This is a genomic window from Paenarthrobacter sp. AT5 (assembly GCF_032764245.1).
In the GTDB taxonomy this organism is placed as follows: Bacteria; Actinomycetota; Actinomycetes; order Actinomycetales; family Micrococcaceae; genus Arthrobacter; species Arthrobacter ureafaciens.
The window spans coordinates 361,051-386,897 of record NZ_CP136441.1; the positions used below are offsets into that span (position 1 = coordinate 361,051).

Sequence of the window (25,847 nt, forward strand, 5' to 3'; positions counted from 1 at the left end):
TTCACCAAACCTACGTCCCTAGGCAAGTACATCCAGTCGCCGCAATTGGTCTAGTCGGGAGCACTGCCACCACTTTCATTCCCTGTGAGGACGGCCTGTTGATTTCCGGATGATGAGATCCGTAGCCAGGTTCGAAGAAGTCTCATCCTTCGTGCCCTTGAGCGATCGAACGAGCTGTCTGAATGCTTGTTCCCCCGCCTCGCCCAAACGTGGCCGAATGGTAGTCAGCGACGGTGAGGTGAACTCAGTGGCGAAAATGTTGTCAAATCCAATGATGCTGAGGTCGTCTGGTATCGACATACCAGCTTCTTCGCAGGCGGTCAGCAGGCCCATGGCCATCACGTCGTTGAATGTGAGAACGGCAGTTGCGCCTGATGCCCTGACACGCCGGAGGCCTTCTGCGCCGCCTTCAAAAGTGGGGTTGGTAGGCCCTATTTCCACGACGTTCATTCCCGTTTCGAGTGCCTCAGTCAATATTGTTTCCCATCTCTGGGCACTGAGCCAGGAGCTTGATGGCCCTGAAAGGAAAGCAATGGAATGGTGGCCATACTGAGCGAGATGGGCGATGGCGGCTTTGATGCCAGGTTCAATGTCCGGAATGACGTGGGGGAGTGATGGGACTGTCCTGTTGACCAGCAATATTGGTTTGCGTTCGGCCACCGCGAGTATCTCGTCGTCGTCCATTCGTGTTTCGACAAGTACTAAACCGTCCACCAGGCTTAGGAGCCGTTCGGTCGCCTGCGATTCCAGGCCGAGTTCCGCTTGCGACTCGGCTAGGACCAGAGTGTAGCCTTCATGGGCGGCGATGCGTCCGGCGCCTCTGACCAGTTCGAAGTAGACGGGGTTGGTGATGTCCGAAAGCAGGAGTCCCAAGGTATTGGTCCGGCCGGTCGGCAGCGCGCTGGCTAACGGATTGATTCGGTAGCCTAAGGCTGTTGCCGCCTCTTGAACGCGTTTTACTGTTGCGACGCTGACTCGTTCGGGTTTGCTGAACGCGCGCGAAACGGTTGAGGTGCTTACGCCAGCTTCCCGAGCAATGTCGTAGATAGTCACTGGATGTCGTCGTTCGGTGGGTTGGAGAACTTTTACGCCGGAGTTCTCGTCGCTCACTTGTACCTACCTTCATCCGATCATGGACCACCTGCGACCGCGCCTATGCGTCGAACCAAGCGGTTGCAGTGTTCTCAAAGGTTACATGTTCCAATGTATTTACTGTCCTGTTGCCACGGGGTTTGTTTGGTTGGTTGGAACTACTGAGGCGTAATGCAGGCCGCTGTTCGAGGCCGCGTTGGGAGCGGTTGTCGTACATTGAGGGGACTCTCCTCGTGTCGACTTCGGTTGTGTCATCATTGGACTTGTGCCTAAAGCCTGTTGTCGGAAGATCTGAGGAGTATGGTGTCCAATAGTGCCACTACCGGTCTCCCGGGGGGCAAGCCGGCAGCAACCATCTATGACATCGCGCGAGTCACCGGTTTCAGTCCTTCCACTGTTTCCCGGGCCCTGCACAAGCCGGGTCGGGTCGGACCCGATACAGAGAAGGCCGTCAGGGCTGCAGCTGCTTCATTGGGGTACCGCATCAATCCCATGGCGAGGTTTGTTACTACCGGTCGGACGGGGACGATTGCGTTGGTGCTTTCCGATATCACCAATCCCGTCTTTTTTGATCTGGTCCGGGGGGCGGAGCGGACCACTGCTGAGCTCGGGCAAACGTTGGTGGTCGCCGAAACTCTGAGTTCCAGTGAGATCGAGCAGACGACAGTCGAAAGATTATTGCCGACCGTTGACGGGGTTATTCTTGCCTCATCCCGTTTGGATGAGAATCTGGTTCGTCGATTCAGTGAAGTGAAGAATGTCGTGTTGGTGAACCGGCGTGTGGATGATGTTCCTTCTGTGGTTCCTCAGCTCCTTCCAGGCATTCGAGACGCCGTTGATCACTTGGCCGAGCTGGGTCACAAGCACATTGTCTACCTTTCGGGGCCGTCTGCTTTATGGATGAGCCGTCGACGCTTCAAGCTCCTTGCCGCGGAGTGTGACAGGGCAGGCCTTTCTGTTGTTTCCACGAGTTCAGCTGAGCCAACGATGGAGGGTGGTCGCAGCGCCGTGGCTGAGGTCATGGCTAGCGGAGCCTCCGCTGTGGTGGCCTATAACGATCTGATGGCCATCGGTCTCCTTCTTGCGTGCGCGGAGCAGAACCGGGCAGTTCCGGGCGACATAAGCATTATAGGATTCGATGACATTTTTGGTTCCCGATTCACATCTCCTCCTCTGACGACCATTAGGACACCGCTGTCGCTTGTTGGTGCGGAAGCGGTCCGCCAGTTGGCGGAGCCTAAGGGTTCCCTCACCCAGGAAACGGACGATGCATTAGCCACGGAATTTGTTCGTCGCAGGTCCACAGGCCCCCGCGCGTTGTCCTGACTCGGCTGCAGCTAGCACCGTGGAATGGCTAGGGCATGCCCTCGGACGAGGCCATGTTTTATTGACGTCAGTGCAGTGCCTTCCCTGTCTTGGGCGTGAAAAAGTGGCATGCGCTCCCTCGAACGTGACCGGCATCAAGCACAAGAACGCGGTCAAGAGCAAACGAGGCTGAACCGGCGGTTGTTGCGCCTAGTGACACTGCCTGAACAGGGCACGTTGGAGTGCCGTTCCCGCAGCGGAGCGCAGAACGGCCGCTTTAGGCTACTCTCTTGAACCGCTGCGGGGAGTTGCCGGTGAGCATCTCCCCGCACTCGGACTGTTTTTGGTGTTTGTTGGTCAAGACGACGCTCGCTGACGGGGGTTCCGTCTTTAGCGCGCGGGCGCCAGGTTGTTCAGTGATGCCAGGACAGCCAGGCCGATCTCGGCGTCCTGGTCCGGCGTTCCGCCCGCGATTCCGAGGCCACCGATGAAGTGTCCGTTGAACTGGAGAGGGAATCCACCACGGATGTTGGTGAGCAGGTTGTTGGTACCCATGGGTAATGCGACGGCGAAGTCGCCCTGCATCCATCCACTCGGTTTTTTTGAAGATGCTGAGGTGTTGGCCTTGCGGCGGCTTGTTTCCACGCTATGAGGCATGGATCCGTCTGCCCGGCCGAAAGCGACGAGGCCCATTGTAGGGTCGACGACAGTTGCAGATACCGCGACGTTACGCCGTTTGCCTTCTTCCAAGGCAAGAGCGACCGCGGCCGCCGCGGCCTCGTAGCTGATCGTTTGTGTTTCGACATAGTGTTGCACGGGTTCTCCTCAACTACTCAGCGCGCGGGTGACGGGACGGGGGGTGGATTGTTTGTACGCGGCTTTGGCTGAGCGCCGGTAGGCGTGAAGCAAAGGTTCGGTGTAGCCGTTTGGTTGTTCGCTCCCCTTGAAGATAAGGTCGGCTGCACATTGGAATGCGATGCTGCCCTCGACGTTGGGAAGCATGGCCCGGTACAGCGGGTCGTTGGCGTTCTGCGTGTCAACGACGGCGGCCATGCGCCTCATGCTTTGGCGCACGTCAGAGGCGCTGACGACGCCATGATGAAGCCAGTTTGCGATGTGCTGGCTTGAGATCCGGAGCGTGGCACGGTCTTCCATCAAGGCGGTGCCATTCATGTCAGGAACCTTGGAACATCCCACACCCTGATCGATCCAGCGAACGACGTACCCGAGCAGGGACTGCATGTTGTTGTCCAGTTCCGCTTCGCGTTCGGCCTGGGTCCACGATTCAGCGGAAACGATCGGCACTGTTAATAGATCGTCCAGGGTGCTCCTGCGTCCGGTTTCGGCAATGGCCCGCTGTCGGGACGGAACGTCAATGTGGTGGTAGTGAAGGGCATGAAGGGTCGCTGCCGTGGGTGATGGGACCCAGGCCGTGGTTGCACCGGACATGGGATGGGCGATCTTTTGTTCAAGCATCGGCCCCATGAGTTCAGGCATCGCCCACATGCCTTTGCCGATCTGCCCGCGGCCAGGCATCCCGGCGGCAATGCCGATGTCGACGTTCTGGTCCTCGTAGGCCTTGATCCACGCTTGGTCGCGCAAGTCGGCCTTGCGAACGAACGCTCCTGCATGCAGTGATGTGTGGATTTCGTCGCCGGAACGGTCCAGGAAGCCGGTGTTGATAAAGACCAGCCGTTCGACGGCTTCGGCGATGCACGCCTGAAGATTGACGCTGGTCCGGCGTTCCTCGTCCATCAAGCCAAGCTTGAGTGTATTCGTGGGCAAGCCGAGCAGTTCCTCGACCCGCCCGAACAGCTCAACGGTGAAGGCAACTTCCGCGGGGCCGTGCATCTTGGGCTTGACGACGTAAATGGATCCTTCGGTGCCGTTGCGCTTCCGGTTTTTGGGGTCGCGTGCGGGCAGGGCTGTAAGGGCCGTGAGTACGGCGTCCATGATGCCCTCGCCGATGTCATTGCCGTCCGCGTCCAGGATTGCGTCAGTGGTCATGAGGTGGCCGACGTTGCGGACGAACAACAGAGCCCGTCCGGGCAGCACGATCTCCTCCGCACCTGTAGCCGATGTGTACGTCCTGTCGGCAGCAAGCCGGCGTACAACCGCTTGCCCTGCCTTCTCGAAGCTGTAAGCCAGGTCGCCTCGGCTTAGGCCAAGCCAGTTGCGGTAGCAGCCAACTTTGTCCTCCGCGTCCACCGCGGCCACCGAATCCTCAAAGTCCATGATCGTGGTGAGGGCCGACTCGATCAGGACGTCGGTAATACCGGCCGGGTCCGTTCGTCCCACCGGAGTTGATGAGTCAATCACCAGTTCAAAATGGAGCCCGTGGTGCTCCAACAGGAAGCTTGCCGGAGAACTTACACTGCCGGTATAGCCGACGAAGAGGTCGGGCCGGGCCAACCCAGTACGGGTACCATCGGCCAGTTCGACCATCAACGCCCCGTTCTGGATCAGGTATCCCACGGCGGCGGTGTGCCTGCCGTCCGTGAGGGGGAAGAAGTCATCAGGCAGGCCACGTACGTAGCTGACCACCATCTGGGCGCGGGCCGGATCGAACCTTCGGGAACCGGAATCCGGCTCCAGCGCGTCAGTTCCGTACAGTGCGTCGTAGAGCGAACCCCAACGGGCGTTCGCAGCGTTGAGTGCGTATCGGGCATTCGAAACAGGCACCACCAGTTGCGGCCCGGCCACGGAAGCCACTTCCCGGTCAACACCGCAGGTCACTACATGGACGTCATCGGGTTCGGGAACGATGTACCCAATGTTTTCAAGGAACAAACGGTACGCGGAGGTGTCAATAGGTGCGGGGTTCTCGGCATGCCACTGGTTGATCTTTTCCTGCAGCTCCTGACGTTTGGCAAGCAACTCGCGGTTGCGCGGCCCGAGATCATCGATGATCCTCCCGAAGCCCTGCCAGAACAGCCCGGGATCGATACCTGTCCCGGGAAGGGCCTCGTCCTGGACAAAACGAAAGAGCTCGGGGTGAACCGAGAGGCCCCCGGCAAAGATGCGATGGTGTTGGGTCATGCTTGTCCATTCTGTACATGGGCGCCTTGGCCCGGTGCGGTGAAGATTGTTCCAGGGTTGAGGATCCCTGCCGGGTCGAGTGCTTTCTTCACTTTGTGGGAAATCTCAAGCAGGTCTTCACCGATCTGGTCCACCAGCCATGGGCGCTTGAGTCGCCCTACACCGTGTTCACCGGTGATGGTTCCGCCCAATTCAATGGCCAGGTCCATGACTTCACCGTAGGCGCGGTAGGCGCGTTCTTTCATGTCCGCATCGTCGGGATCGAATGCAATGAGCGGGTGGGTGTTGCCGTCTCCAGCGTGCGCGATGAATGCTATGGTCACACCACGATTCGTGGCGATTTCCTCCACCCCGCGGATAAGGTCGGCAAGCCTGGGTATTGCTACGCCCACGTCTTCGAGGAGCAGATTTCCCGTACGCTCAACGGCCGGAATGGCGATCCTCCGGGCATGAGCGAAACGTTCTCCTTCCTCTTGGTCTGCGACTTCAAAGGCCTCGAACGCGCCGTGGCGGTGGAAGGCCTCGAGCATGGTCGCCACCTCGGATCCGCTGGGGCTTTGATCATCGGACCGGGCAACTACAAGCGCACCGGCATGCCGGTGCAGACCCATGCCGAGCATGTCCTCGACGGCGTTGATGGACGTGGAGTCCATATATTCGAGCATTGAGGGTCGGATGCTGGAAGCGATGTCCAAAATCGCTGCAGATGCTTCCTGGCTACCTGCGAACCAGCCCACCACTGTGCGTGCAGGGGGAGCGGGAGGCAGCAGTCGGAGGGTGATCTCCGTGATGATTCCGAGTGTTCCTTCGCTACCGACGAAGAGTTTGAGCATGGACAGGCCCGCAACGTCTTTGAGGCGGGGTCCCCCAAGGCGCACGGCCCGGCCGTCGGCCGTCACCACTTCCATGCCAAGAATGTAGTCCGATGTCACACCGTACTTCACACAGCACAAACCTCCGGCGTTGGTTGCCGCGTTGCCCCCAATAGTGCAAATCTCGTACGAGGCAGGATCCGGCGGATACCACAATCCAGCCTCCGCGGCCGCGGCTTTGACCTCAGCATTGAGCAGGCCGGGCTGAACAACAGCGGTTCGTGTGACCGAGTCGATTCGGATGCTCCGCATCCGTTCCGTACTGATGACGATGCCGCCTCCTACCGCCGTAGCACCTCCGGAAAGACCGGTTCCTGCCCCTCGTGGCACCATTGGCACGTTGTGCCGGGCAGCCCATTGAACAGCCAGTTTTACGTGTTCGGTACTCCGTGGCAGAACGACGGCCCGGGGGACCCCGGCGTCGGGGTCAAAGGCGCGGTCCTGCCGATAAGCTTCCATGGCGTGGGGATCGGTGATGACTGCCTCGGAGGGCAAAAGCGAGAGGAGTTCATCCAGGGCCGGGTCACCGGAGCCTGGGAGGGAAGAAGCCGACGGGGGTGGGCTGGGTAGTACGGCGTTCAGGTCAGCAGCGTTGGACACGTGCTCATGCTCCTTTGGTGTGGTCGGGAAGCCAGGATCTGGCAGCTTGGGTTGGTCGGCGAAAGTTCAACGCGCTGCGCCGATGCCTAAAGGGCCGGTGGGTGTTGGGCATTGCTGAACTGGACTACTTCGAAAAGTTCGATCGTGGGTAGATCGACCACCAGGTCGGGCCCATCCGTCCTGGTCTCCAGTGCTGTTCCTGCAACGAGGGCCCTGACAGCCGATGGTGTGGCCGCGGCACCTCCTAGGCGGAGTGTCCCCCCGGAGTAGGGCAGGTGGGGGCCGTAAGAGCGCCGTCGGACGCCCGAGTGGTTAATGAGGTGGACGACCCTGCCTTGGGTATTGGCCCCCGCAATGACCTCGATGCTTTCGTGCACTTGGGCGGTCAATTCTGGACGGACCATCAGCTTCACGCGTTCCACGAAGTGGTCGCGTACGTCGGTTTTGCCAAATTCGCGGTAAGTGCGGCCGATGGTCCACGGGATATGCAGTACCTGGCCTGCCCCATAGCTTCCGCACACATAAGCGGGGTCGCTGCTGCCCTGATGGCCATAAGCCAGTTCCGGCGGGCCAAAGGGTGCCTGAGGCAGGATAAACCCTGATGCCTGCGCCCCAGGCTTCCAGACGTAACGCTGATAACGGCCGTAGACCGGCAGGATTCCGGGGCCGTATCCGTATTCGGCCATGGCCGGTTGGGGCTTGTCGCTGATGTACGTTGAGCGCAGGTCGTGTCCTTCAGCCGCCGGGCTTAGGGCCTGGAGCGCAAGGGCGCTGTCCAGCTCGATGTCCCCGTCCCGGCCAACACCGGCCGAACCTGTGCAGATGAGGTTGCCCCCACGGTCCACGAACCCGTCAATGGCTGCGGCGGCAGGGCCGAGGTTGCTCATCTCCGGGAGGACGATGAGCTTGTAGCGTGAGAGTGTCTGGTCGGCTTCCACACCGGGTAGCGCATTAACGGGCAACACGTCGAAGGGCAGGCCCGCCTCAAGCAACGACAGGTACAGGCCCCTGAATTCTTCTGTCAGGTCCCAGTAGTTCCGGCCGTTGGCGGAAGAGAAACCCGGCCGGACAAGGGCGATTTCGGCCGCGGGCCGGAGTCCTTCATAGACTGCCGCGTTGCGTTGCCGGAAAGCCATGGCATCCCGTGCTTGGGAGATGGTCCATTCAGTGGGCAACCGACCCGGGGCACCGAAATAGTAAGCCGAGGGGTTCCCGCCGCGCGCCATTGTTTGCACCACGTACTGAGCGAAGTGCTCGGGCTGCTCAGCTCCCATCCGATAGGCGGAATCAATGAAACCGACACAGTTGACCATCAGGGAGGCACCGGGCCGCGAAGCAATGTGCGCGCTGACGGCCTCGGCGGTAGCGTGTGGCCACAGCTCCTTGCCGGGCATGGACTTGAAGGCATTGCTGCCCTCGATGTAGACCATGGGGGCGCCTTCACGCAGGAGCACACCAATGTCCCTTTCCCGGGCGGCAACATGGTCGGCGATCCGGGCGGTCAGTGCCTTAAGCGTTGTCTCGGTGTATTGGCGCCAGAGCCCGAACGATGGCGAAGTCATGTCTACCGGGAGTTCAGCTCCGCCGCTGAACAGCGCGAAACCTTTTCGGCACGCCTCACAGTGGCATGGCCCGTGGACGACTTCGTCATAGTCGCGGACGTTGAAATTGAACCAGTTGAAAAAGACGGCGTCGACGTCGTAACGGTCCAGGACTTCGTCGAGGACTTCGAAGGTGCGGGACTGGTAGTAATCACCGGAAGGGCACACGCTGTAGAGCGTGTTGTAGATCTGGGGTTTGCCTTCGGCCGATTGGAAAAGCCATTCGGGGTGCTCCCGCGCTAAGCGGGCGGTTATCTTCGACATGTCGAACCGTGCGATGACTTTCAGGCCTCTGGCTTTGGCCGCGACGAGTGCATCCCCGAACAGGTCCCCTGAGGCACGCAACCTCAACAAGGGGTTGCGGGTCTGGAAAGGCAGATCGGTGGGATAGAAGGACATGATTCCGCCGGCGTTCAGGAGCCAGGTGTCGGCGCCGAAGTCGACGGCGGCCTGAGCTGCGGCCTCCACGTCCATGGACGCATCAATCTCTTGGAGATTGGTTTGGAGAACGTTGAAGGGCTTGCGCCACCGGCTGTCGGGGGGAAGGTCGCGTTCGTAAGCTGTCAATGTTTGTTCCATGATTTCCTGTCTGAGACGTCGTCGGCTAAAGGGCGTGGGCGGGCCCGACGGCCTTGCGCTCAGCGGCCAGGCGCAACCGTTCGATCCGTCGGGTCTTCTGCTGAACCGGGTCCGCCACGGGAGCTGCGAGCAACAAGGACTGCGTGTAGGGGTGCTCGGGGGAGGAAGTGACGATCCCGGCCGGCCCTGTTTCGACGATGTCCCCCTTATAGATGACTGCAACGCGGTGGCTGACGTATCGGACGACGGCAAGGTCATGGGAGATAAACAGGCTTGCCACGCCCGTACGCTGCTGAATCTCAAGCAAGAGCCGCAGAACGGTCGCCTGGGTGGACAGATCCAGCGCTGAGACCGGCTCGTCGCAGATGATGAGCTTGGGTTCGGGGGCCAGGGCGCGGGCAATGGCGATGCGCTGCCTCTGCCCGCCGCTGAACTCCCGCGGCAGTCGTTCGGAGGCATCGGCCGGTAGTTCCACCTGATCAAGGAGACCGCGGACCCTTTGACGGGCGTCAGTGCGGGTTGCTCCTTGCACCATGAGCGGCTCCGTGAGGATGTCCCCGATCGTGAGGGCGGGGTTCAGGGATGAATATGGGTCCTGGAAGACAACCTGAATGTCTTTGGCCAGCTTCCGCCTATGTCCGGGCGTGACGTGGGTGATGTCTTCACTGCAGAATTTGATGGTCCCCCCGGTGGGCTTGACGAGCCCTAGGACGGCCCTGCCGATGGTTGTCTTGCCGGACCCTGATTCTCCGACCAGTCCCAGGACCTCCCCCGAGGCGACGGACAGTGACACCCCGTGGAGGACCTCATGCATTTTTCTGCGGAGGCCGTGACCGGGGAAAGCGACCCGGAGATCCTCGATCTGAAGAAGTGCATCAGTGGTCATTGTTGCTCCTTACCGGTAACCACCAGGGTTTCCGGATCTTCCCGCAGCTGAGTTTCATCAAGGATGGAGTTCAGAAGTTTCTGCGTGTAGGGGTGCTGTGGTTGATGGAAGACCTGCATGACGTCCCCTTCCTCAACGACCACGCCATGGCGCATGACTGCGATGCGGTCACAAAGGTCGGCGACGACTCCGAAGTTGTGGGTGACCAGAAGAATGGCCATTCCCATTTCCTGTTGCAGGTCGCGAAGGAGGTCCAGGATTTCTGCCTGGATAGTGACATCCAGTGCCGTGGTTGGCTCATCCGCTATCAGGACGCGTGGACGGCTGGCCACGGCCCCGGCGATCAGGACTCGTTGAGCCATGCCACCGGAGATCTGGTGGGGGTAGAGGTCGAACGTTCGGCGGGTGTTGGGAATTCCCACCCTTTCCATCAGTTCCAGGGCGCGCTCTTTAGCTGCGGCCTTGGACATCCCGGCGGAGGTCCTGATGCCCTCGACGAGCTGGTAGCCGATGGTGAACGAGGGATCGAGGTTGGACATAGGTTCCTGAGGAATGTATGCGATGTCCTTACCCCGGATCTGACGGAGTTCCTTTTCGCGAAGATCAAGGAGTTCACGGCCGTCAAGAAGCACCGAACCACTGGTGATGACCGCCTCCGGCGGGAGCACGCCCAGGACCGAGAAGGCTGTCTGGGTTTTTCCTGACCCGGATTCGCCAACCAGCCCCAACGTTTCCCCGGCCCTCAATTCCAGGGAGACGCCCTTGAGCACCTGCTTGGGTTCGCTGGCGGGGTTGGGGTATTCCATTGTCAGGTCGGTTACGTTCAGCAGGGACGTGGCGTCGCCGGGTTTCACCGGTGCCTTTGGACGACGTACCTTGGTGCTTCCCAACTTTGCCGGCTTGGGGCGGGCGCCTTCGAGTGCGTCACGGAGGGCGTTTCCCAGCAGTACCAGCGAAGCGGTGGAAGCGCCGAGCAACAGAGCCGGCCACAGGAACTGGAGGGGATGAACGTACAGGTTGAGGAATCCCGTGGCGATCATCGCCCCGAAGCTGGGAACTTCCGTGGAGCCAACGCCGAGGAAGGCCAGGCCGGACTGCAGGTTGATGGCTGCGCCCATGAGAAAAGCGCCGGAGATAATGACCGGGCCTCGCACAACCGGCATGACATGCCGACCGAGAATCCTCAGGGTAGAAAGGCCCGAGACTTTCGCCGCATCGACGTACAGTTCGTTTCTGACACCGGCAGTGACGTTGCGGACGATGCGGTAAATGGACGGTGCCAGCAGCACACCAAAGATCAGCATCGTGATGCGGAAGTCCCCCTTGGTCAGGGGCATCAGGACGATGAGGAGCAACAGTCCCGGGAACGTCATGATCAGGTTGAAGATCCACTCAATCACTGTGCGGACGCGACCGCCGAAATAGCCGCCCACCAGGCCAAAAGTCAAACCGACTGCGCAGGCGACTCCGGTTCCAATGGCTGCTGACACTGCAGCGGTCTGAATCGAGTAAAGCAACCGGGCAAAGATATCGCGTCCGCTCTGGTCTCCGCCGAGAAGATAACCCGGAGTTCCCATCTCCGCGTTGACTGCGTTAAGGGAGGACTCGTTTGGTCCGTGCTGGGCGATCAACGGTGCAAGCAGACCTACTGTGAGAACCAGAAGCAGGAAGGCTATGGTGATGACGGCCTGCGGGTCCTTTAGCAGGCGCTGTAATGCAGAACGTCGGACGGCGGTTTCCGTCTTGTCCGTCTCCAGGAGCGCGACTTCGGTGCTCAAAAGAGCCTCGCTTTCGGGTTAAGCCAACCGTTGATGACGTCTGTCAGAAGGTTGATGGATACAACAAGCAGGACGCTGAATACGGTGACGCCCATGATGACCGGGATGTCACCCTGCAAGGAGGAATTGAAGGCAAAGGAGCCAAAACCGGGCAGTGCGAAGACGTTTTCGATGATGAGGGCACCGCCGAACATGGCGATGAATTCCAAGGACAGCACCACCAGGGCCGGCGCTGCGGCGTTTCGCAACGCGTGACGGTAGACAATGGAGCGCGGGGAAATGCCGCGTGTCCGCAGGGTGCGCACGTAGTCCTTCTGCAGTTCACCGATCATCGTGCCGCGGATCTGTGCAGACATATTGGCCACACCATTAATCACCAAAACGATGACTGGGATGGCAATGGAAGCAGCCCAGCGACGGGGGTCTTCAGCGAACGGGGTAAAACCGGTGGCCGGCAGCCACCGGAGGTTCAAGGCGAACACCACCACCAGAGCGATCGCGATGAGCAGGTTCGGAAATAGATTGCCAATCAGGGAAGTGCCTTGGGCAATGCGGTCCACCGCACCGGCTTTCGATGCGGCCAGAACGCCGAGGAACACGCTGACCACGACGCTCAGTGCCAACGCCACCAGGACTATGGAAAGTGTGACGCCAAGCCTGATTGTGACTGCCTTCCCTACTGATTCGCTGGTGAAGTACGAGACACCGAAGTCTCCCCTGAGCGCGGACCAAAGCCAGTCAAAGTACTGGACCAGGACCGGCCGGTCCAAACCCAGCTGGTCCTTGAGGGCCTCCACTGCCTCAGGCGAGGAAGCAGGACCAAGAATGTTGGAAGCCACCCCAGTGAAGGAGAAGCTCAATAACCAAAACGTTATGAGGGTTACGAGGACTGCCAGGACCACGCCTGTAGCCAGCCTTCGTAGGATGTAGGGAATCATCGGGGACCTTAATCAGATAGAACGGGAACCGTAGTGGTCTGCAATCGATGACAACTCAGTCATTCGAAGCAGCCCGTGGACCGGAACCGCAAGAACAAGCCGTGGCAGCCGGGAAAATGAGCTGGCACCTGGATGGCCACCTCGCAACCGGTGCATGGGCTGCAGACGCCGTTCGGGCAGCTGCAGCCGGTCCGCCCGGAATTCTCCGGACTTGAGTCTGTGAGCTGAAAGATCAATTTCACACATCACGACCTCGTTGTCGGCGTTGGACAGTTCCGCCATCAGGTGCTGGCGTCCGCGGCTCCACCGGCAAGACCGCTGTAACCCGCGTCACTTGAGTAAAGCATGCAATCGGCCCGCTTGACAACCGCTTGCCGCAAGATTCTGTCGGCATCCTCTCGGATGCCCGATGGTTCGTATACAGCCCTAGAAATCAGGACTTTTGTTGCCCATAATCCAAGCTCGGACAGCGCGTCCATGGCCGAAGGATGGAAGCGAGATGCCTACTGCATGAGCTTTAGGCAACCGGTTGACACGGGAGGTGCGGATTGTGATACTGGGCGTCAGGCGGGCATCCACGAAACGGGGTGCATCGGCCGTGAACAAAGGAGTTTGAACACATGGATGATGCGTCTCAATCGCGTGAAATCCGTAGCGTATTGGCAACGGTGCTCTACCAGCCCGATGAAATCGAACAGCTTCGGCGTGCGTTCTCGCCGGCCGAATTCGTGCACGTCCACCCTAGGGAGTCTGCTGCCATTGAGGCCGCCCTCGAACATGCGGATGTTGCCATTCTTCCAATGGACCTTGATGAGCGTTATATCGCAGCCCCAAACCTTAAGTGGGTGCACTGCGATCATGCCGGGCTGACGAAATCAGCCAGGAGCGAGGTATTCGAAAAGGGCTTGATAGTCACAGGATCCGCGGGTCGATCAGCCCCTGCGTTGGCCCAGCATGCGTTTTACTTGGCCCTTGCTCTGACCTTCGATGCGAGGCGGCTTTTTGAACTGCAGGCCGCTCGCACGTGGACCAGGATCCCCGGGTACGAGAACAGGCTTGCCCTCTGGGGCAAGACTTTGGGAATCGTGGGCTTCGGCAACACTGGCCAGGAGATGGCGCGTCTTGGCAAAGCCTTCGGCATGCGGGTGGTGGCCTACCGTCGGAGCGCGGCGGGTTTCTCTCCGGACGTGGACGTGATGCTTTCCAAAGACAATGGTGACCCCCTGCAGTCACTGATTGAGGAGTCGGACGTCATTATGTTGGCCACACCGCTGTCGGACGAGACACGCCATCTGTTCGGGGCAGCGGAATTTGCCACCATGAAAGACACTGCCTATCTGATCAACATGGCACGCGGGGGAGTCGTAGACCAGGACGCGCTGATTGAGGCGTTAAAGACTAGTCAGATTGCGGGAGCAGGGCTGGATGTAACAGACCCTGAACCCCTGCCTGCGGACTCGCCTCTCTGGGGGTTGGAGAACGTGGTGATCACCCCTCATGTGACACCGAAACTTCCGGACCGCACCCAACGGTCCATCAACACCATTGTGGATAACATCGGGCGCTACCGCCGTGGGGAACAGATGCTCAACGCCCTGACCCCGCGCGATATCTTCACCCCCCTGCAACCTTCTTCGCATCTCTGACCACCCTCCGGCACCACGAGTCAAAGGAATTTCCAATGCCACAACTACGCTTTTACCGAGCTGCGATGGGCAGTGCAGCCATCGCTCTCGCCGCAAGCCTGAGTCTCACCGCGTGCGGGGGAGATGAGCCGTCTTCTTCAGGGGATGCAGCTCCTACAACCCTGACGTTCGGTGTGCAGGCCGCGCCGAATTCCATGGATCCTGCCCAGCTACATGACGGACAGCAAAGGTATGTCTGGGGCGCGGTCTATGACACGCTGATCTACAGCGACAACGCCGGAGTTCTTCAGCCCGGGGCCGCCAAGAGCTGGGAGTTCTCCCCGGACGCGCGTTCCCTGACCCTGAAACTGCGCGATGACATGAAGTTCAGCGACGGAGACCCCGTCACATCCAAAGCCGTCAAGACCAGCCTTGAGCGCACCATGACCACTGCAGGTCCTCAGCAAAGCAACCTTTCCGCGGTCGCTTCGGTGGACGCACCTGATGACCACACAGTGGTCCTCGGCCTTAGCCGCCCCGACCCCAACCTGCTGGTGGCCCTGTCCTACGGTGCAGGAGCCATCGGTGACCCGGATACCATCAATGACGCCCGGACCGCGTTGGACCCTGTCGGATCAGGACCCTACATCCTGGACCGCAGCGCCACCGTTGACGGCACGAAGTATGTTCTGAAGCGCCGCGATGACTACTGGAACGTCAAGGCCTATCCGTTCAAGACCGTCACCGTTCGTGTCATTCCGGACCGTACAGCCCTGTTCAATGCCCTGCTTACCAAAGAACTTGACGCCGGGACCACCGTGGACGCCGCCCAGTCCAAGCAGGTTGAGTCCAATGGCTTTACCATCACCCGCGTTGAGGATGTCACCACCGCCGGTATCGTGATTGCCGACAGGGCCGGACAGGTGGCCAAGCCCTTGGCCAACGTCAAGGTCCGCCAAGCCATCAACCACGCCTTCGACCGCAAGAAGATGCTGGAGGCGCTGGTCTCCGGCAAAGGCCGGCCCACTGAGCAGATCTTCAACAAGCTCTCCCCGGCATACGACGCCGAGTTGGACAATGCCTACAGTTTCGACCCTGAGAAGGCTCGCAACCTCCTGAAGGAAGCAGGCTACCCCGACGGTTTCAGCCTCACGATGCCGGCAAACGTTGTGGTTCAGCCTTACCAGGCCAGCATCACCCAGGCTTTGGCCGATATTGGAATCAAGGTGGAATGGGAACCTGTGCCTGCACAAAGTTCCGGCCAAACCACCAAGTGGGGCATGTACTTCAACGTCGGCAGCACAGCGGCACCGTCACGCACGACCGCACTGTACTTTAGCAAGAGCGGCTCCCAGAATCCCTTCCGGTATGAAGACCCCAAAATGAACGAACTCCTGACAAAGGTCGCAGCTGAGACCGACGCCACCCGCGCGGGCGAGATTTACAAGGAAATCAACAACTACGCCACCGACAATGCTTGGCTTGCTCCTTTCTTCTCCCTCGAAACCAACTGGGCAACGAAGAGCGGCCTCGAATACCGGGGGACCGGCAGCGCCGTACCTGACCTTCGTGTCTTCGGAGTCGCAGGCCAGTAACCGATACTGCCACCTTCAAAGGACGCTGGCCGGTGATGGCTCTTGCAGCCGTCACCGGCCAGCGGCCGTTTCCCGCACGCAGGAATGCCCTGCCCACAATTCTTCCGAAAAGTTCTACTTCTGGACCTCGGACCCGTGACCTATTCCGATAAGGAGATCCAGCCCATGAGTGGCGGTAGCTTTAATGTCCTAGTCGAGCGCAACCGAGGTGCCGTGCGCCCCCTTGGCACCGTTGTTTTCGTCAACTCCCTGGCGACTACCGGGCGTATGTGGGACCGGGTGGTTGCCAGGATCGATGAGGGCTTCGACGTTGTTCGTTTTGATCAGCGGGACCGGGGAGGCCCGAAGGGACACTCCCCGTTCACGCTGGATGATCTTGTCAGCGACCTTTTCGATGTCCTCGACGCCGAGCACATCGAGGAAGCCCACATTGCAGGAGTCTCCTTGGGGGGTCTGGTGTCTTTGCGGGCTGCGGCTCTTGAGCCGGGGCGGACGAAATCGGCCACGGCGATGTGCTGCGCTGCACGATTTTCACGGGATGTGTGGATCCACAGGGGCAAGCAGGTTCGGGAATCCGGCATCTCCCCTCTGGTACCCCAAGTGATTGATCGCTGGTTCACCGCGGAGTTCCAGCGGCGCCAACCTTTCGTGGTCGAGCAGCATCGAAAGATGCTCGCTTCCACCGATCCCACCGGCTACGCGTTCGCCTGCGATGTGCTCGCTGCAGCTGACGTTACCGCTGATCTGCCCGGCATTAGGGTTCCGTTGCTGGTCCTGAGCGGTGAGGCTGATTCCGCCAACCCGTTGGCGGATCAGGACCTGATCGTCCGGAAGGTCCCCTCAGCCCGGCACGAAGTCCTGCGCAACACAGCCCATCTCGCGCCGGTAGCCGAACCCGAACTTGTGGCCCGTCTGGTCTCTGAACATGTCCGCGCGTATAACTGAGGCCGCGCCGGTAGGCGTACCCGCGGAACAGGCCCCGCGCACCAGCCGTAAGACACGCATCGGCGCGCCTGTGGGCTCCTGCGCGGAGCTTGCCTGCGGCGACTTCATTGAAGCCCGTTCCGGATCGAGCAGCCTGCGTGGAGAGGTCGTAGCCGTCCACGCATCGATGGAACTTTTTTGGGTGCTTGGACAGGACGGGGGGCGGCGCATCGTTGAACTTTGCGATTCGAAAGTCTTCATCACTCCCCGCCCGCCCTATGAGGGAAAGCGAGCCGGTCGCATCGGCCTGTCTGACCACTACCGATCCAGCCCGCCTATCTCTAGGGAAAATTGATGACCATACAGACCCCCGTCCACGGGCTCTCACGCCAGCGTGCCTTCAAGGGGCGGAGCAGAATCGTTGTGGTGTTGGCTTTCGCTGGCATTGTGGTGTCGTTGATGCACTCCTTGGTCGTTCCATTGCTGCCCCGTCTCCCCGAGTTCCTTACAGCGTCGGCAGCTGATGCCACGTGGGCTGTGACGGCGACGTTGCTTGCAGCCGCGGTTGCTACTCCCACGATCGGCCGGCTCGGAGACATGTACGGTAAACGTCGAATGTTGCTGATCAGTCTGGGCCTGCTGATCGCGGGCTCGGTGGTTGGTGCAGTGAGCTACAGCCTGGCACCTCTGATCGTGGGAAGGACGTTGCAGGGCCTGGCTGCGGGCGTCATCCCCTTGGGTATCAGCATCATGCGAGATGAACTGCCACCCAACAGAGTCCCGGGAGCAACTGCTGCCATGAGTGCCTCTCTTGGTGTTGGTGGCGCCTTGGGATTGCCGGTAGCGGCCGTGATTGCCCAGGCCCTGGATTGGCACACGTTGTTTTGGGTGGCTGCGGCACTGGGAACACTCTCCTTCGTCCTGGTTCTGGCCCTTGTGCCTGAGTCGCGAGTTAGGTCCGGAGGTCGCTTCGACGTCGTCGGTGCCTTGCTGATGTCGGCAGCTCTTGTCGTGCTGCTGTTGGTAGTCTCCAAGGGTGGCGTGTGGGGTTGGTATTCTGCCGTGACGATCTCGCTGGGCGCCGGATGCCTGGTTTTGTGGATCGCCTGGACCCTCTGGGAACTGCGCATTGGTAAACCATTGGTTGACCTGAGGGCCAACAGCGGCCGGCAGGTGCTTTTGACTAACGTCGCGTCCCTGATCTTCGCGTTCTCCATGCTGTGCATGTCATTGAGCCTGCCGCAGATTCTGCAACTGCCGGCAGAAACCGGGTACGGTTTGGGCCAGTCGATGCTGGTCGTGGGTTTGGTGATGGCTCCATCGGGTCTGGTAATGATGGCCGTATCACCCCTCTCGGCCAGGATTACAGCTTCAGCGGGCCCTAAATGGTCGCTGATTTCAGGAGCCGTACTAGTTGCCGGTGGCTACGGCGTTGGCTTCTTCCTGATGGGTGCGTTGTGGCAGCTGGTGCTTGTCTCGGTAATGGTCGGCGCAGGCATTGGCCTTGCCTACGGAGCCATGCCGTCTCTAATCATGGGTGCGGTACCTCCCGAGGAATCTGCTTCTGCAAACGGCCTGAACTCGCTGATGCGCTCAGTTGGGACGTCCCTCTCTGCTGCCTTGGCGGGGTTGGTGTTCGCCCAGATGAGCGTGGACCTGAACGGCACCCCGGTCCCTTCACGGGAGGCGTTCCTGATGATGATGGCGGTGGGAGCTGCCGGCGCCCTGGGCGCGCTGGGTGTGGCAGCTTTCCTTCCGCGCCGGAAACCCATCCGGTCATGAACAGCACGACGGCGTGAAGCCCGGACTGGATATTCAGTCCGGGCTTCAGGCGTTGTACCGCCTTCGGGGATCTTTCACCGATGTGTGGAAATGTGTGCGGCGTTGCTCAGTTCCAGGTCTGCGATCAGGTCATCAATACGTTTGCGTGCGCGCTCTGCCACACCCTGCCCGGGTGCGACATGGACGATGCTGCCCTCCACGGCGGCAAGGGCAGCTTCAGCGACTTCGGCCGCTGTCAGGAACGGTAACCCCATCTCGCGGATGCTCGTGGTCGGGTTATCCTCAATGACTCCTAGTTCTGCCGAGTTGGCGCCTATGGCGGTGTCCACCAGTCCAGGGCATAGCACCGTCGCTCCCACTGCCGGGGCTGCCTGCCTGAGTTCGAGGTTCAATGTTTCGGTGAGACCAACGACAGCGTGCATGGTCGCCGTGTAGGGGGAGCGCCCCGGCAATGGGGCCAAACCGCCCGAGGAAGCCGTGTTGAGGATGTGTCCGCGCTGCTGTTCGATGAAATAGGGGGCAAAGGCACGCACGCCGTTCACGACACCGAGTACTTTGACTGCGATCATCGTGCTCCAGGTCTGTGCACTTTGGCTCCACATCGGTGCTGCAGGGGAGACCAGTCCTGCGTTGTTGCACAGCAAATCGACCCGGCCGAAAGCTTGAAGAGCCGCATCCGCCAAGGCTGCCACTGATTCCGGGTCGGCTACATCGGCCGGCACTGCCACCGCTTCGGCCCCGGTTCGGCGAAGGGCAAGAGCTGCCGCTTCGGCTGCGTCGGCGCGTATGTCGGAAATGACAACGCGCCCGCCGCGGGCAGCCATTGCCTGGGCGAGTCCTAAACCGATCCCGCTGGCTCCCCCCGTGATGACGGAAACGTCACCGCGTTCAATCTTCATGTGTGCGTATTCCTATTCTTGTGTGCTGCACGGTTTTGTTGGCTCCGCCCTTCAGTGTTCGAAGGACGGTGTTGGATGGTGTGCGCCCTGGTTAAGGTCCAAGGGAAAAGGGCAGGGGTGCCGCTGCAGTCAACGGCACCCCTGTTTCTTGGCTTATCGCTGCCCGGGTTTGTCAGTTCCCGTCGCAGTCCACCGGCCGCGGAGGAAGAAGGCCGAGCCCTTGGGCCGCCGGTCCCGGGTGAAGATGCCCTTCTTGTTCCCATCCACCCGGTGGATGCCCGGCGTTGTTCTGAAGTCGGCGAAGTTCCAGACCTGTTCGCCGACGAAGGAGGGAAACTTGTCGAAGACCCGGTGGTTCATTTCCAGGTAGGCGATTTGGTATTCCTCCGACCAAGGGATGTCTTGGAGCGAGTGCAGGCCGGCCATGGTGTCGGCTCCGTACTCGGTCATCATGATCGGCTTGTCGAATTTCTCGGTCCATTCCCGGATGTCTGTTTCCAGCTTTACTTCGGCCGATGCAAGATCTCCGTTGTCGATGTACCACCCGAAGTAACGGTTGATGCCTATGACATCAAACAAGGTAGCGATCTGGTCATTCCTGGCGTTTGCCAGAAGCCAGGCAGTGTAGGTGATGGGGCGGCTCGGGTCTAGCTTCCGCGCGAGTTCCGCCAGGGGAGCGAAGTACTCATATGCTCCGTCTTCCTGGCTTGCCGGTTCGTTGGCGATGCACCACATGACAACGCTGGGATGGTTCTTATCGCGTCCGATCAGTTCGCGCAGGTGCTGCGCGTGGGTTTCCTGCATTTCATCGCCAAGTGTCTCCTGCGAGAACGTGGGCGGTGGATTCTTAGCCGTCATGCCGCCCGAGACCCCCAGGTTGAAACCGACCGCGGCAGTTTCATTGATGACGACGATTCCGTGCCGGTCCGCGTACTCGAGGACCTCCTCAGCGTAGGGATAGTGCGAGGTGCGGAAGGAGTTGGCACCAATCCATTTCATCAGCTCGAAATCGTGGACCAAGTACGCGTTGTCGTGGCCCTTGCCTCGGACCGGGGTGTCTTCATGTTTGCCGAACCCTGTGAAATAGAACGGCTTGCCGTTGATGAGGAATTGGTCCTTTGTGACCTCAATGGTTCGCACTCCGACCGTCTGGGCGTAGGAATCAACCAGGTTTCCCTCCTCGTAAAGGGCGACCTCAAGGTTGTACAGGTAGGCGGCCCCCGGCTGCCACAGCTTCACCTCGTCGATGCGAAGGACTCCTCCGGGGCCTTCTCCCCGAGCGACTTCGGCGCCGTCTTCATCACGAAGTACCACGTGGACCTCTGAAGGCGCAGTAGTAGCCACTGTGTAGCGTACGAGCCCTGCGTTGCCATCAAGGTCCGTTGTGACGGTGATGTCGTCCACTCGTGTTTCCGGGATGCCTGTGAGCCACACGGAACGGGCCAGCCCGGCGTAGTTGAAAAAGTCGTGATGGTAACTTTGCCTGCGCTTGCCCGAATCCACGACGTTGACATGTCCAGGGGGGATGGTATGGATCGATAGTTCGTTGTCCACACCTACGGTCAGCCGGAACGAGGTTCCCGGCTCAACGTGGTCGCTGATATCCGCCTCGAAGGGGGTGTAACCCCCGACATGCTCTACAACAAGGGCGTCGTTGACGTAGACCTTGCCGTGGTGAGTAGCCGCATCGAAGCGAATGACCGTCCTCTTGGTGTCCCAACCCTGCGGCACGAAGACGTCTCGCTGATACCAGACCCACCCGACATGGTCGCGGATTGCGGGATCGAGGAAAAGGTCGTTGTAACTGGATGGAACTGCCACGTCGAGCGAGCCGGGAAGCGGCGCGCACCACGGGTCCCGCAAGTCGCTGTCATCCAAGGCGAACCGCCAAATCCCGTCCAGATTGACAAGATCGCGGGTACCTGAGGCTTGGGGTTTCAACATTGATTGATTCCTGACTGTTGGTTGTCATCGGTTGCCGTAGGCAAATGCAAGCGGTTGCCAGAAGCATAGCCGAATTTAGTTTACTGTTTCGAGAGCGGGTTGATGTGATTCACATCACATTGATGCTGAACCCGAAGAAGCGGCCTCTTAATGCGACTAGGCAGAAGAAACCCGCCCAGAGGCAAGCTGCATATGCGCGAGCCGACCAACTGCAAGCGGTTGTCCAGCGAACATGTCGTGACCTACGGTTTGAACAGCGTCCTGACCGGCCGTGAGGTCCGGCGCTGGGTGGGTATTGCGGTCAGGTTGTAAGTTTCCCGGTGGAGCCCCTGACGACGAGTTCGGTGTCGATGTAGTGCGTCGAGGGGCCTTTCTCGGTTCCTTTTAGGGCCCTCAGCAACAGGCTTGCGGCCTCCACTCCACACGCTTCCATTGGTGCTCGCACCGTTGTTAATGCAGGGGTGGTGAAATCGGCGCCGAAAATGTCGTCAAAGCCTATGATGCTAACTTGGTCCGGAACGACGTAGGCAGCGGCTTGAAGTTCGTGCAACAGCCCGATGGCGAGGAGGTCGTTGTAGGCAATGACTGCTGTCGTCCCGCTGCCGACTATGGTTCGTGCTGCCGCGCGTCCGCCTTTGATTGTTGGACTGGCCGAGTTCAGCTTCACTGCTTCAATGCGGGACCATTCACAGGCCTGTTTCACACCCAACCAACGTCGGCCGGACATCCAGGAAGCTTCCGGGCCGGCGATGAAAGTAACCTTCTGATGTCCGTTCAGGGCGAGGTGACGCACTGCTTCCCCCAACCCTTTCTCCACATCCGGTACAACGCACGTGATTCCCTGAACATCGCGATTGACTACTATGACGGGCTTCTCTTCGGACAACTGCCTGATGTGATCGTCATCCATCCGCGGGCTCGCCAGAATCAGGCCATCCACACTCGCCAGCATGCGCTGGGCCGCGGACCTCTCCTTCCGAGCCGACTCGGCTGATTCAGCCAGAATCACCGAATAGTCATGATCCGCAGCTGTGAATTCGGTCCCTCGTATCGTTCCGAAGAACGTCGGGTTGGCGATGTCGGTGACAATCAAGCCGATGGTACTAGTCCTCCCGGTAGGGAGCGCTTTCGCAAAAGGATTTGCTTGGTAATTAAGCTCCGCCGCAGCCTCCTCGACCAGCTTGCGCGTATGAACACTGACCCTCCCAGGTTTACTAAGAGCCCTGGACACCGTTGAGGGATTGACTCCCGCCAGCTTGGCGATGTCGTAGATGGTGGCGTTGGCCTTCTGCGGCCTGGTCTCGGCATCGCCGCCTAACGTCTTCAATTCCGCCGCGGGGGGTGATAGTTCAGTCACATCTACAGCATGGACAAGAGAAGCTCGAAAATCAAGCGGTTGCCAACCAGCCCCCACACCACACGCGGACGCGTTCACTGGCAGTCCAGTAACCCCGCGTCTGTATGTGCAAATGTGCGGGTCTTGACGAAGACTCGCGTATTTCGACTGAATGGCAACCGGTTGACACGGTGGGTCACCCTGAGCAAGCATGGAAGCATGTCCACGCCTCTTACACACCCTGACCGGCTTCTTCCGGCTGATTCCGGTGTGCGCCGCATCGCTAGGTCGCTTCTGGAGTTGGTCCAGGACCTGCCCATCATCTCGCCGCACGGCCACGTTGACGCCGCCGTCATCGAACAGAACACGCCGTTTCCCGATCCCGCCGCGCTGCTGGTGAGCCCGGACCACTACGTCACCCGCCTGATTCATGCGGACGGTGTGCCCATGGGGGAGCTCCACGCCGGTGACTCCCAGGATTCGCGCGGAGTCTGGCGCCGGTTCGTGGAGGCCTGGCCGCTCTTCGATGGCACCGCCTCCGGATACTGGCTCCGCACCCAGTTCGAGCAGGTGTTCAAGCTCGGTGCAGACCTGGGCCAGCTGTCCGCCGATGCCAGCTATGACGCGATTTCCGCCAAGCTTGTGGAGCCGGACTTCCGCCCCCGGCAGTTGTTCAAGGACTTCAACATCGAGGTCCTGGCCACCACCGATGACCCCCTGGACAATCTGGCCAGCCACAAGGCCTTGACCGAGGATCCAACCTTCAACGGCCGCGTCCTACCCACGTTCCGTCCGGACGCCTACCTCAACATCGCCCACCCCTCGTGGGCCTCGAACGTGGAACGGCTGATCGAAACCGCAGCCGACGGCGGCACTGGCTACGCCGGCTACATCGCAGCCCTGGAAAACCGCCGTCGTTATTTCGTGGAGCATGGCGCGGTGTCCGCGGACCATGGCGTCCGCACCCCGGCGACGCTCAAGCTGGACGATGCCGAAGCCGAGGCCCTCTTCGAGAAGGCCCGCGCCGGCAACGCCACAGCCGAGGACCGCGACGCATTCGAGGCCCACATGATGTATCAGATGGCGCGGATGTCCGTGGAAGACGGCTTGGTGATGACCATCCATCCGGGCTCCTACCGCAACCACCACGGCCCCACTTTCGAGGCCTTCGGCGCCGACACCGGGCACGACATCCCGTTCGCCATCAACTACACCGAGGCCATCCGCCCGCTGCTGCAGGATTTCGGTACCGCCAAGGACTTCCACTTGGTGCTGTTCACCCTGGACGAGACAGTGTTCTCACGGGAATTGGCGCCGCTGGCAGGATTCTACCCGTCCGTATACCTGGGCGCGCCTTGGTGGTTCCTTGATGCCCCGGATGCCATGTTGCGGTTCCGCTCGGCCGTCACCGAAACCGCAGGCTTCTCGAGGTCTTCCGGCTTCATCGACGACACCCGGGCGTTCTGTTCCATCCCCGCCCGGCACGATGCATCGCGCAGGATCGAAGCGTCGTTCCTCGCCCGCCTCGTTGCCGAGCACCGCATTAGCGAGGACCGCGCCCACGAACTGATCCTCGACATCGTTGACGGCTCCCCACGGCGGGTGTTCAAACTATGAGCATCGACTACCAGATCACGGCGCCGGGGGCAAACCAGCCAGCACCTCGGCTTACTCGAAAACTAGACGGAGCCCCAACTGCGGCCCCCGTACGAATTGTCCACCTGGGCCTCGGCGCGTTCCACCGCTCCCACCAGGCCTGGTACACCCAGCACGCCGGCGACGCGGGGGAGTGGGGCATCGCCTCCTTCACCGGGCGCAGGCCCGACGCCGCGGACACGTTGTCAGCCCAGGACGGCCTCTTTACGCTAGTGCGCCGTTCCTGTGAGGGAGACGACTTCGAGCTAGTCGCCAGCATCACCGAGGCCATCGACGGGGCAGACCTGCAACGTCTGATGCAACTGGTGGGATCCCCACAAACGGCAGTAATCACCTTGACCATCACCGAGGCAGCGTATGCCATCGACCCAGCCAACGGCGGAGATCTGGAATCTTCCTCTGCACTGGGACGCCTCGTCCTGGCGCTGAACGCCCGTAGGAAAGCAGGTGCGGGACCACTCGCCGTTGTCTGCTGCGACAACCTGGCCCACAACGGCGAGGTCACCCGCAACGCTGTCCTCCTCCTCGCCGCGTGGCCTCCGGGACAAGATGGTCCATTCGCCGGGCTGGCGGAATGGATTGACGCGAACGTCAGCTTCGTCAGTACCTCCGTGGACCGCATCACCCCACGGACCACTCCGGAAGACATCGCCCTGGTAGCCGACTCCTGTGGATACCTCGACGCTGCGCCCGTAGTCACTGAGCCGTTCCATAACTGGGTGCTCAGCGGCTCGTTCCCTGCCGGGCGGCCGCGATGGGAAGACGCCGGGGCCCTGTTCGTGGACGACATAGAACCGTACGAGAACCGCAAACTGTGGCTGCTCAATGGCGCGCACTCCATCCTGGCGTACTCAGGGTTGTCCCGCGGACACCAGACCGTGGCTCAGGCGCTAGACGACCCAATATGCCGAGTTGCAGTTGAGGAATTCTGGGACGAAGCCTCCCGGCACCTCCCGGCAAGCTTAGATGTTTCCGCCTACAGGGCCGCGTTGCTGGAACGATTCGGCAATAGCCGCATCGCGCATCACCTTGCACAGATCGCAATGGATGGCACCACGAAACTGCGTATGCGGGCCCTGCCCGTTCTGAACGCCGAACGAGCCGCTGGCCGACCCGGGTACGGAGCAGCACGAGCGATTGCCGCTTGGCTCGGGTACCTCTCGTCAACAACCAGCGGACCCCAGGACCCGCTCGCTGCTGAGATCAACTCCGTCAATGCCCTCAAAGGCAAAGAACGTACCACCGCTCTGGTAGCGCTACTAGACCCGGAGCTTGCCACCAACACTGAGCTCGTTGCATCGATCGATGCTCTGCAAACCGCTTTTGCTACTGCTTTCCCCGCGGATGATTCCGCTTTTGACCACGCGGGCCGCTAAGGCGGCGACACGCACACGGA

General features: G+C 60.5%; 18 protein-coding genes and 1 pseudogene. 8 read left to right on the top strand and 11 right to left on the bottom strand.

The genetic code is table 11. The features are described 5' to 3' along the window. Positions 1 to 75 precede the first annotated feature (75 nt). Positions 76 to 1,110: a LacI family DNA-binding transcriptional regulator gene (locus RI444_RS01770; protein ID WP_207605210.1), complete on the bottom strand. Its 1,035-nt coding sequence runs from the start codon at positions 1,108 to 1,110 to the stop codon at positions 76 to 78. A gap of 282 nt (positions 1,111 to 1,392) precedes the next feature. Between RI444_RS01770 and RI444_RS23035 the strand changes: the two are divergent. Both RI444_RS23035 and RI444_RS01775 read left to right on the top strand, forming a co-directional pair. Continuing rightward, positions 1,393 to 1,515: pseudogene (locus RI444_RS23035) on the top strand (LacI family transcriptional regulator); the annotation flags it as partial. A gap of 114 nt (positions 1,516 to 1,629) precedes the next feature. Continuing rightward, positions 1,630 to 2,418 (top strand): LacI family DNA-binding transcriptional regulator, encoded by a 789-nt coding sequence (locus tag RI444_RS01775; RefSeq protein ID WP_242703165.1) that lies wholly within the window; start codon positions 1,630 to 1,632, stop codon positions 2,416 to 2,418. 369 nt (positions 2,419 to 2,787) lie between these two features. Here RI444_RS01775 and RI444_RS01780 read toward each other — a convergent pair whose 3' ends face one another. The 7 genes from RI444_RS01780 to RI444_RS01810 form a co-directional block, all read right to left on the bottom strand. Then, the gene (locus RI444_RS01780; RefSeq protein WP_207605208.1) at positions 2,788 to 3,213 is read right to left on the bottom strand and encodes a GlcG/HbpS family heme-binding protein; all 426 of its coding nucleotides are present in this window, start codon (positions 3,211 to 3,213) and stop codon (positions 2,788 to 2,790) included. A gap of 9 nt (positions 3,214 to 3,222) precedes the next feature. Then, entirely contained in the window at positions 3,223 to 5,436 is a 2,214-nt protein-coding gene (locus tag RI444_RS01785) for a malate synthase G (protein ID WP_207605207.1), read from the bottom strand. Then, the gene (locus tag RI444_RS01790; protein ID WP_242703164.1) at positions 5,433 to 6,908 is read right to left on the bottom strand and encodes an FAD-binding oxidoreductase; all 1,476 of its coding nucleotides are present in this window, start codon (positions 6,906 to 6,908) and stop codon (positions 5,433 to 5,435) included. The genes RI444_RS01785 and RI444_RS01790 overlap by 4 nt, the downstream gene beginning before the upstream one ends. Before the next feature lie 86 nt (positions 6,909 to 6,994). After that, a complete protein-coding gene (locus RI444_RS01795) occupies positions 6,995 to 9,088 on the bottom strand; it encodes an alpha-amylase family protein (RefSeq protein ID WP_207605206.1) in 2,094 nt (697 codons plus the stop codon). A 25-nt stretch (positions 9,089 to 9,113) separates the two neighbouring features. Next, positions 9,114 to 9,974 carry an ATP-binding cassette domain-containing protein gene (locus RI444_RS01800; protein ID WP_179015281.1) on the bottom strand — a complete coding sequence of 287 codons (861 nt, stop codon included), beginning with the start codon at positions 9,972 to 9,974 and terminating at the stop codon, positions 9,114 to 9,116. Then, the gene (locus RI444_RS01805; protein WP_242703163.1) at positions 9,971 to 11,752 is read right to left on the bottom strand and encodes a dipeptide/oligopeptide/nickel ABC transporter permease/ATP-binding protein; all 1,782 of its coding nucleotides are present in this window, start codon (positions 11,750 to 11,752) and stop codon (positions 9,971 to 9,973) included. Before RI444_RS01805 ends, RI444_RS01800 begins: the two co-directional genes overlap by 4 nt. Beyond that, positions 11,749 to 12,690, bottom strand: coding sequence for an ABC transporter permease (locus tag RI444_RS01810; protein ID WP_207605205.1), 942 nt, complete (start codon positions 12,688 to 12,690; stop codon positions 11,749 to 11,751). The genes RI444_RS01805 and RI444_RS01810 overlap by 4 nt, the downstream gene beginning before the upstream one ends. Positions 12,691 to 13,310: 620 nt before the next feature. On the opposite strand from RI444_RS01810, the gene RI444_RS01815 reads away from it, so the two are divergent. From RI444_RS01815 to RI444_RS01830, 4 genes are all read left to right on the top strand, one after another. Next, positions 13,311 to 14,336, top strand: a complete 1,026-nt coding sequence (locus tag RI444_RS01815; RefSeq protein ID WP_179015284.1) for a D-2-hydroxyacid dehydrogenase — start codon at positions 13,311 to 13,313, stop codon at positions 14,334 to 14,336. Positions 14,337 to 14,371: 35 nt separating this feature from the next. Beyond that, positions 14,372 to 15,910: an ABC transporter substrate-binding protein gene (locus tag RI444_RS01820; protein WP_207605204.1), complete on the top strand. Its 1,539-nt coding sequence runs from the start codon at positions 14,372 to 14,374 to the stop codon at positions 15,908 to 15,910. 165 nt (positions 15,911 to 16,075) lie between these two features. Next, the gene (locus tag RI444_RS01825) at positions 16,076 to 16,855 is read left to right on the top strand and encodes an alpha/beta fold hydrolase (RefSeq protein ID WP_179015288.1); all 780 of its coding nucleotides are present in this window, start codon (positions 16,076 to 16,078) and stop codon (positions 16,853 to 16,855) included. Between the two features lie 333 nt (positions 16,856 to 17,188). Continuing rightward, the gene (locus RI444_RS01830; RefSeq protein ID WP_179015290.1) at positions 17,189 to 18,616 is read left to right on the top strand and encodes an MFS transporter; all 1,428 of its coding nucleotides are present in this window, start codon (positions 17,189 to 17,191) and stop codon (positions 18,614 to 18,616) included. Between the two features lie 74 nt (positions 18,617 to 18,690). On the opposite strand, the gene RI444_RS01835 is transcribed toward RI444_RS01830, so the two are convergent. The 3 genes from RI444_RS01835 to RI444_RS01845 form a co-directional block, all read right to left on the bottom strand. Next, a complete protein-coding gene (locus RI444_RS01835) occupies positions 18,691 to 19,515 on the bottom strand; it encodes an SDR family NAD(P)-dependent oxidoreductase (protein ID WP_179015293.1) in 825 nt (274 codons plus the stop codon). 153 nt (positions 19,516 to 19,668) lie between these two features. Beyond that, positions 19,669 to 21,459 carry a beta-glucuronidase gene (gene uidA / locus RI444_RS01840; RefSeq protein WP_207605203.1) on the bottom strand — a complete coding sequence of 597 codons (1,791 nt, stop codon included), beginning with the start codon at positions 21,457 to 21,459 and terminating at the stop codon, positions 19,669 to 19,671. Between the two features lie 301 nt (positions 21,460 to 21,760). Further along, complete coding sequence (locus tag RI444_RS01845; RefSeq protein WP_242703162.1) at positions 21,761 to 22,816, bottom strand: LacI family DNA-binding transcriptional regulator; 1,056 nt, start codon at positions 22,814 to 22,816, stop codon at positions 21,761 to 21,763. A 198-nt stretch (positions 22,817 to 23,014) separates the two neighbouring features. On the opposite strand from RI444_RS01845, the gene uxaC reads away from it, so the two are divergent. Together uxaC and RI444_RS01855 are read left to right on the top strand one after the other, a co-directional pair. After that, the gene (gene uxaC / locus RI444_RS01850) at positions 23,015 to 24,412 is read left to right on the top strand and encodes a glucuronate isomerase (RefSeq protein WP_179015299.1); all 1,398 of its coding nucleotides are present in this window, start codon (positions 23,015 to 23,017) and stop codon (positions 24,410 to 24,412) included. Further along, a complete protein-coding gene (locus RI444_RS01855) occupies positions 24,409 to 25,827 on the top strand; it encodes a mannitol dehydrogenase family protein (RefSeq protein ID WP_179015300.1) in 1,419 nt (472 codons plus the stop codon). Before uxaC ends, RI444_RS01855 begins: the two co-directional genes overlap by 4 nt. Positions 25,828 to 25,847: the final 20 nt, after the last annotated feature.

What these genes read in the sequence shown, in the direction of transcription:
- RI444_RS01820 (WP_207605204.1), top strand. Translation starts at nt 14,372, where the DNA reads ATGCCACAACTACGCTTTTACCGAGCTGCGATGGGCAGTGCAGCCATC.
- RI444_RS01810 (WP_207605205.1), bottom strand. Translation starts at nt 12,690, where the DNA reads ATGATTCCCTACATCCTACGAAGGCTGGCTACAGGCGTGGTCCTGGCA.
- RI444_RS01825 (WP_179015288.1), top strand. Translation starts at nt 16,076, where the DNA reads ATGAGTGGCGGTAGCTTTAATGTCCTAGTCGAGCGCAACCGAGGTGCC.
- RI444_RS01795 (WP_207605206.1), bottom strand. Translation starts at nt 9,088, where the DNA reads ATGGAACAAACATTGACAGCTTACGAACGCGACCTTCCCCCCGACAGC.
- RI444_RS01830 (WP_179015290.1), top strand. Translation starts at nt 17,189, where the DNA reads ATGACCATACAGACCCCCGTCCACGGGCTCTCACGCCAGCGTGCCTTC.
- RI444_RS01800 (WP_179015281.1), bottom strand. Translation starts at nt 9,974, where the DNA reads ATGACCACTGATGCACTTCTTCAGATCGAGGATCTCCGGGTCGCTTTC.
- uidA (WP_207605203.1), bottom strand. Translation starts at nt 21,459, where the DNA reads ATGTTGAAACCCCAAGCCTCAGGTACCCGCGATCTTGTCAATCTGGAC.
- uxaC (WP_179015299.1), top strand. Translation starts at nt 23,015, where the DNA reads ATGTCCACGCCTCTTACACACCCTGACCGGCTTCTTCCGGCTGATTCC.
- RI444_RS01835 (WP_179015293.1), bottom strand. Translation starts at nt 19,515, where the DNA reads ATGAAGATTGAACGCGGTGACGTTTCCGTCATCACGGGGGGAGCCAGC.
- RI444_RS01815 (WP_179015284.1), top strand. Translation starts at nt 13,311, where the DNA reads ATGGATGATGCGTCTCAATCGCGTGAAATCCGTAGCGTATTGGCAACG.
- RI444_RS01785 (WP_207605207.1), bottom strand. Translation starts at nt 5,436, where the DNA reads ATGACCCAACACCATCGCATCTTTGCCGGGGGCCTCTCGGTTCACCCC.
- RI444_RS01855 (WP_179015300.1), top strand. Translation starts at nt 24,409, where the DNA reads ATGAGCATCGACTACCAGATCACGGCGCCGGGGGCAAACCAGCCAGCA.